The organism is Myxococcus sp. AB056 (assembly GCF_006547365.1).
In the GTDB taxonomy this organism is placed as follows: domain Bacteria; phylum Myxococcota; class Myxococcia; order Myxococcales; family Myxococcaceae; genus Myxococcus; species Myxococcus virescens.
In genome coordinates this window covers 22,942-29,103 of record NZ_VHLB01000102.1, presented here as the reverse complement: position 1 = coordinate 29,103, position 6,162 = coordinate 22,942, and the positions used below count along the sequence as shown (strand labels likewise).

Below are 6,162 nucleotides of genomic sequence, written 5' to 3'. Positions count from 1 at the left end.
ACTCCCGCCGCCCCCCGGCCACCGCCCGAGGAAACCTCCGCCGCCGAGGAGGCGGGCACCACCGCCGCGACACCGCCGGACGCGGGCGCCACCACGGAGGCGCCGTCACCGCCCCTGTCACGTCCGGAAGCGCCGCGCGGCCCCGAGCGCGACTTCGTCGAGGCGGTGGAGATTGCGCGCCGGGGAGAGCTGACCGCGGCCGAAGCGGCGCTGCGCACCCTGGTCGAGCTGGACCCGAAGCTGGACTACGCGTGGACGAACCTGGGCATCGTCCAGGAGCGGATGGGGAAGACCGCGGACGCGGAGCGCTCCTACCGCAAGGCGCTGGACGTGGCCCCCGAGCAGCAGTCCGCGTGGGACTGCCTGGCGCGCCTGTATGGCCGCACCGGCCGCACGGCGAAGCTGGAAGCCGAGCTGCGCGAGCGGCTGTCCTCCCAGCCGGACTCGGTCGCGCTGCGCACCGCGCTGGCCATCACACTGCTCCAGGCGAAGAACCACGCCGCCGCCTCGGCCGAGGCCAAGCAGGCGCTGAAGGGCGACGAGCGGCACGTGCGCGCCATGCAGGTGCTGGCGCAGGTCTACTACCGCGAGGGCAAGCACGAGCTGGCGCGCATGGTGCTGGAGAACGCCCGCGCCATCGACCCGAAGGACGCGGCCACGCACAACGCGCTGGGGCTGGTGTACCTGGCGCTCGACTCGCGTCCCCAGGCCCTGGAGTCCTTCAAGACGGCCGCGCAGCTGCGGCCGGACTTCGCGGAGGCGCGCAACAACTTCGGCGCCATGCTCAACGAGGCGCAGGACTACGAGGCCGCCGTCACCGAACTGGAGGCCGCGGTGCGCGCCGCGCCGGACTTCGCGTCGGCCCGCCTCAACCTGGGCAACGCCCACCGGGGCCAGGGGAACTTCGCGCGGGCCCGCGCCGAGTACGAACAGGTGCTGCTGCTGACGCCGCGCGCCGCGGACGCGTACTTCAACCTGGCCATCCTCTACCTCGACGTGGAGCCGCCGGGGATGGAGCCGCTGAAGCGCTACAAGACGGCCCTCACCCACTTCGACAACTACCAGGCGCGCGGCGGACGCGACGAACGCATCCCCCAGTACGTGAAGGACGCGCGCAAGCTCATCGACCGCGAGGAGCGACGCCTGGAGCGCGAGCAGAAGGACCAGCTCCGAAAGGCCGCCGAGGCGCAGAAAGCCGCCGAGGCCAGCTCCCCCGAGGGAACACCGCCCGCCCCGTCGGTGTCCAACTCAGCGCCGGACGCCTCACCTTCCACCACCTCCGCCCCAAGCAGCCCGGCACCGTCCCCGGACGGCCCGACGGCTGCCCCGGTGCCCTCCGGCTCGGGTAGACTCACCACCGACTCCCAGTAAATCCGCCATGCGCTCCGCCTTCGCCCTCATCGTGCTGCTCGCCGCCGCGCCCGTGCTGGCCCAGGACGCCAGTCAGGCCTCCTCGTCCAGCAGCGGCGCCGCGTCGCCGAAGAAGGCCCCGCGCAAAGTCATCCGCCTGGAAGCCATCACCGTCGAAGGACGCATCCAGAAGCCCCAGGCCATGTACATCCTCCAGCGCTCCAACCTGAGCTTCGACGACCTCAGCCGCACCGAGAGCTTCGTGCCCAAGGTCGAGAAGAGCGTGGAACAGGAACCCTTCTAGTCCCATGGCCGCCACCTCGCAGAACAAGCTGCTCCGCGTCGGCGTCATCCAGAACGGCCGCATCGTCGAAGAGCACCACGTCCGCCGCGAAGCCGTCACCATCGGCCACGACGCGAAGAACACCATCGTCCTGCCCGCCACCGAGGGCCGGCCCGCCCGCTTCGCCCTGCTGGAGAACACGAACCAGCAGTTCCAGCTCGTCATCGCGCCGGACATGAAGGGCCGCGTCAACCTGGGCTCGTCCGACGTGGACTTCGAATCCCTGCGCGCGCAGGGCCTTGCCACCCGCCGCGGCGACCTGCACGTCCTGCCCCTGCCGGAGAGCGCTCGCGGGAAGGTGGAGCTGGGTGACGCCACCCTCTTCTTCCAATTCGTCACGCCGCCGCCCGACGAGGCGAAGCCGGTGCTGCCCACGGACGTCATGGTCAGCCGGTGGAAGACGATGGACCGCGTCTTCTTCGGCATCCTCGCCGCCTCGCTCCTGGTCCACTTCTCCGGCGCCGCCCTCATCATCACCTCGGAGACGCCGCAGGTGGCCGAGCTGGAGCTGGACGAACTGGATGACCGCTTCGTGCGCGCCATCATCCCCCAGCGCCCGGTGGAGGCCCCCAAGCCGGCGGACACCGGCGCCGCCGAAGCGCCCAAGAGCGACAAGCCCGATGCCGCGCCCAAGGAGGACACGCCCGCGGAGAACAAGCCCGCGGGTGACGCCGCCCAGCAGCGCCGCGCGGAGGTGGTGAAGAAGGTCTCCGGCAAGGGCCTGCTGAAGATTCTGGGCTCCAATAGCGGCGGTGGCCAGGGTGCCTTCGCGGACGTGTTGGGCGGCGCCAGTGGCGGCGGTGACATCGCCGAGGCCCTGGCGGGCGCGGGCGGCGTGGGCGTGGCCCGCGAAGCCTCCGTGGGCGCCAGCGGCGGACCTCGCGGCGGCGGCACGGGCACGGTGACGGACATCGGCGCCATTGGCACCCAGGGCGGCGGCAAGGTGGACCTGGGCGACAAGAAGGAGACGGTGGTGAAGGGCCGCGTGCAGGACGCCACGCCCGAAATCGAAAGCGCCGACGTGGACCGCGACGCGCTGGCCCGCTACGTGCGCGCGCGCAAGGCCGCCATCCAGAGCTGCTACGAGAAGGAGCTCAAGCGGAACCCCCGACTCAAGGGCAAGGTGGTGGTGCGCTTCACCATCAAGACGTCCGGCCGTGCCGGGGACATCGAAATCGAGGAGAACACCCTGGGCAGCGAGGCGGTGGGCAGCTGCATCCGCACCACCATCCGCAGCTGGGTGTTCCCCTTCAAACCCGACGACGAGACAGCCGTTTCCTACCCCTTCGTCTTCGCGCCGGCGGGCTAGGCTCCCGGCCGGGAGCACCCAGCCCGGGCCCCGGGGGGACCATGGAGAAGCTGTCCGTCATCGCCGCATCGCCGCTCTTCGAGATGCTCTCCTCCGCGGAGCTTGGCCACCTCGCCGAGCTGGCGCGGGCGCGGCACTTCGCGGCCGGGGACGTCATCTTCGAAGAAGGGGATTTGGGCGACAGCCTCTTCGTCGTCGTCCGAGGCCAGGTGGAGGTCGCGCGCCGTCAGCCCCAGGGCGGCCTGCATCCGCTCGCGGTGCTGTCCCCACCCGAGTTCTTCGGGGAGATGGGCCTCATCGACAAGGACTTCCGCTCTGCCACCGTGTGCGCAAAGACGGACGTGGACCTGCTTCAGCTCAGCGCGCAGGACCTCCGCGAGTTCCGGAGGACCCATGGAGATGGGTTCACCTTCATCGTGGTCAATATCGCCAGGAGCCTGTCTGCCCGTCTGCGCGAGGCCAATGTTCGTCTCGCAACGAAGGTCTGACTAGTCAGTCCTGACCACTTTCATTGCCCTCGTGTTGGTTTGACACCCCCCACCCCTGCCTCTACGCTCTGCGGCATCGTGAGCCGCATGCGCAACGTCGGAATGCTCGCCGTCCTGGCCGCCGGCATGGCGACGGCACAAAGCCCGTCCCCCGCCGCGCCGCCAGCCCCTCCCGCCGCCACCGCGGCGCTGGAGAAGGCCAGCGACGTGCCGGACTCGGCGAAGCTGGTGCGCAGCACGCAGGCCCTGGGTGGCATGCGCGAGGTGCTGCGCTCGGTGTTGGGGAAGGTGGAGGAGGCCCGGCGGACCAAGGACGTGGTGAAGCTCAACTGCGCCAACGAGAAGCTCACTCAAATCAAGGGCCTGCTGCGCATCTCCGAGCAGGCGGACGTGTCCCTCCAGGAGGCGGTGTCCCGCCAGGAGTCCTCGTCCAGCGAGCACGAATTCACCAAGGTGATGATCGCCCGGCAGAAGGTGGGACAGCTCCGCTCGGAGGCCGAGGAGTGCATCGGCCAGCTCGCCTTCCGCACCGATGAAAATCTCTTCGTGGAGGTGGAGGAGCCCAACAATCTCCCCGGAGGCGACCCCAGCCGTCCCCCCACGCCCGACATCGTCCTGGTGCGCCCACCTCCCGCCAGCCCCGTCCGGTAACACCGCCAACAAACCTTCGGTCCGGCCTGACTCGCATGTGTTATGACGCCGCCGGCCGCAAGCACGAAAGGTGAGAGGAAATGCGCCTCACACCTGGGAAGCCCTTCTGAGCCATGAAGCAGCCCGCGACATTCTGGGGAGGACTGGGTGCTCTGGCGCTGCTCGCGCTGGGCGGCACGGCCTCCGCCCAGGGCATCGCGGCGCCTCCCACCGGGGGTAACGGCTTCAAGGTGGGCAGCGGGCGGCTGCACCCCTACTTCGACCTGGAGACGCGGCTGGACAGCGGCGTGGGCTACTTCTCGCCCACCTCCAACTCGGAGCCCAACAGCGACCCGGTATCGGCCAACCTGGCGAGCGACGTGGCGCTGCGCTTCCGCCCTGGCTTCCGGCTGGAGATTCCGTCGTCCACCCTGGCGTTCAACCTGGGCGCCAACCTGGACTACGTGATGTACACGGGCCTGGTGACGGAGAACTCCAGCGCGGCCTCGCGCATGGAGGGCGCGGCGGACCTCAACGCGCGCTTCAACCCGGACGCCCCGCTGACGCTGGAGGTGTCGAACCAGTTCGCGCGCTCGGACCGCACGCGCACCGCGGCCGTGGGCGTGGGCGTGCTCAGCCTCTTCAATGAAGCGCGAGTGAAGGCCCCGTGGCGCCCCGGCGGCGGCGCGCTGGAGCTGACGCCCAGCGTGGCCTACGCGGTGGAGTTCTTCCAGCCGCTGAGCTCGGTGAGCCCCGTCGGCTGCACCGAAAGCGTGTGCGACCCGGCCGCCGTGGAGCGCTTCGACTACGGCAACCTGCGCGTGGGCGCGGAAGGCCGCTGGCGCTTCCTGCCGAAGACGGCGGTGGTGCTCGACACCCACCTGGACGTGCGCAGCTACTTCAACGACAGCACGCCGGGGGCCTCGCTGCTGCGCGTCATGGGCGGCGTGGCGGGCCTCGTGTCCCCCAAGGTGGCCGTCACGGCCAAGGCGGGCTGGGGCCAGAACTTCGGCAGCACCGGCGGCGGCACCTTCCTGGGGCAGATGGAGGGCACCTACCTCTACAGCCCCACCCTGAGCTTCAAGGCGGGCTACCTGCGCACCCTGGAGCCCGTGGCCGCCTACGGCTTCTTTACGGACAACCGGGGCTACGGCGAGGTGCGCGCCCTCTTCGGCGGCAAGCTGACGGTGTCCGGCGGGCTCGCCGTGGACTTCCTGCGCTTCGACGGCGGCCGGAAGGACACCGTCGTCGGCGTGAATATCGGCCCGGAGTACCAGTTCTACCCGTGGCTGACGGGCGCTGCAGGCTACATGCTGGGTCGCCGCTCCTCCTCGGTGGATGGCGGCGGCCTCAACTACTCGCGGCACGAGGGGTACGCCCGCCTCTCCGTGACGTACTGAGTGAGCGTCTGTCCCTCCTGGAGATGACCAGCTTCCGCGCCGCCCTCACCGTGCTGTCCCTGATGACGCTGCCCGCCTGCTTCGGCACGTCGCAGCGCCCGCCGCCGCCCGCTCCCACGCCCGCCGCGGAGGCCGAGGCCGCGCGCTCCAGTGGCGGCAAGCTGGGGCCCGGAGACGTGGTGGAGGTGCGCGTCTTCCAGGAGCCCGAGCACTCCGGCACCTGGCGCCTGTCCAGCGAGGGCACCATCGACTACCCGCTGTGCGGCAAGGTGCCGCTGTCGGGGACGACGCCCAGCTCGGCGGCGGACCAGTTGCGGGACTGCCTGGCGCGCTACGTGCGCCGCCCTCAGGTATCGGTGCTCATCCGCGAGTACAACTCGCAGAAGGTGTTCGTCTTCGGCGAGGTGCAGAAGCCGGGCACCTTCCCCGTGGACAACGAGATGTCCATCGTCCAGGCGATTACGCTGGCCGGCGGCTTCACCAAGCTGGCGGCGAAGAACAACACGCTGGTGACGCGCGTGGTGGACGGGCAGGAGCGCAAGATTCGCGTGCCCGTGGAGGACATCGGCGTGGGGCGGGAGAAGAACTTCATGCTCCAGCCCGGCGACATCGTCTTCGTGCCGGAGAGCTTCTTCTAGCCTG

At 70.2% G+C, this 6,162-nt stretch carries 7 protein-coding genes; all 7 read left to right on the top strand.

Features of this window, described 5'->3' with window-relative positions; genetic code table 11:
* A partial coding sequence (locus tag FMP39_RS31460) for a lipopolysaccharide assembly protein LapB (RefSeq protein WP_141593765.1) occupies positions 1-1,371 on the top strand: 1,371 nt, incomplete at its 5' end.
* 7 nt (positions 1,372-1,378) lie between these two features.
* On the top strand, positions 1,379-1,654 hold the full coding sequence (locus tag FMP39_RS31455) for a hypothetical protein (protein WP_140789045.1): 276 nt from the start codon (positions 1,379-1,381) through the stop codon (positions 1,652-1,654).
* Positions 1,655-1,658: 4 nt separating this feature from the next.
* Positions 1,659-3,002, top strand: a complete 1,344-nt coding sequence (locus tag FMP39_RS31450; protein WP_141593764.1) for an AgmX/PglI C-terminal domain-containing protein — start codon at positions 1,659-1,661, stop codon at positions 3,000-3,002.
* Positions 3,003-3,043: 41 nt separating this feature from the next.
* The gene (locus tag FMP39_RS31445) at positions 3,044-3,490 is read left to right on the top strand and encodes a cyclic nucleotide-binding domain-containing protein (RefSeq protein ID WP_141593763.1); all 447 of its coding nucleotides are present in this window, start codon (positions 3,044-3,046) and stop codon (positions 3,488-3,490) included.
* A gap of 87 nt (positions 3,491-3,577) precedes the next feature.
* Complete coding sequence (locus FMP39_RS31440) at positions 3,578-4,141, top strand: hypothetical protein (protein ID WP_194858639.1); 564 nt, start codon at positions 3,578-3,580, stop codon at positions 4,139-4,141.
* A 113-nt stretch (positions 4,142-4,254) separates the two neighbouring features.
* Positions 4,255-5,520 (top strand): hypothetical protein, encoded by a 1,266-nt coding sequence (locus FMP39_RS31435; RefSeq protein ID WP_141593761.1) that lies wholly within the window; start codon positions 4,255-4,257, stop codon positions 5,518-5,520.
* A 23-nt stretch (positions 5,521-5,543) separates the two neighbouring features.
* Positions 5,544-6,158, top strand: a complete 615-nt coding sequence (locus FMP39_RS31430) for a polysaccharide biosynthesis/export family protein (protein ID WP_011552015.1) — start codon at positions 5,544-5,546, stop codon at positions 6,156-6,158.
* Positions 6,159-6,162: the final 4 nt, after the last annotated feature.

What these genes read in the sequence shown, in the direction of transcription:
- FMP39_RS31455 (WP_140789045.1), top strand. Translation starts at nt 1,379, where the DNA reads ATGCGCTCCGCCTTCGCCCTCATCGTGCTGCTCGCCGCCGCGCCCGTG.
- FMP39_RS31450 (WP_141593764.1), top strand. Translation starts at nt 1,659, where the DNA reads ATGGCCGCCACCTCGCAGAACAAGCTGCTCCGCGTCGGCGTCATCCAG.
- FMP39_RS31445 (WP_141593763.1), top strand. Translation starts at nt 3,044, where the DNA reads ATGGAGAAGCTGTCCGTCATCGCCGCATCGCCGCTCTTCGAGATGCTC.
- FMP39_RS31440 (WP_194858639.1), top strand. Translation starts at nt 3,578, where the DNA reads ATGCGCAACGTCGGAATGCTCGCCGTCCTGGCCGCCGGCATGGCGACG.
- FMP39_RS31435 (WP_141593761.1), top strand. Translation starts at nt 4,255, where the DNA reads ATGAAGCAGCCCGCGACATTCTGGGGAGGACTGGGTGCTCTGGCGCTG.
- FMP39_RS31430 (WP_011552015.1), top strand. Translation starts at nt 5,544, where the DNA reads ATGACCAGCTTCCGCGCCGCCCTCACCGTGCTGTCCCTGATGACGCTG.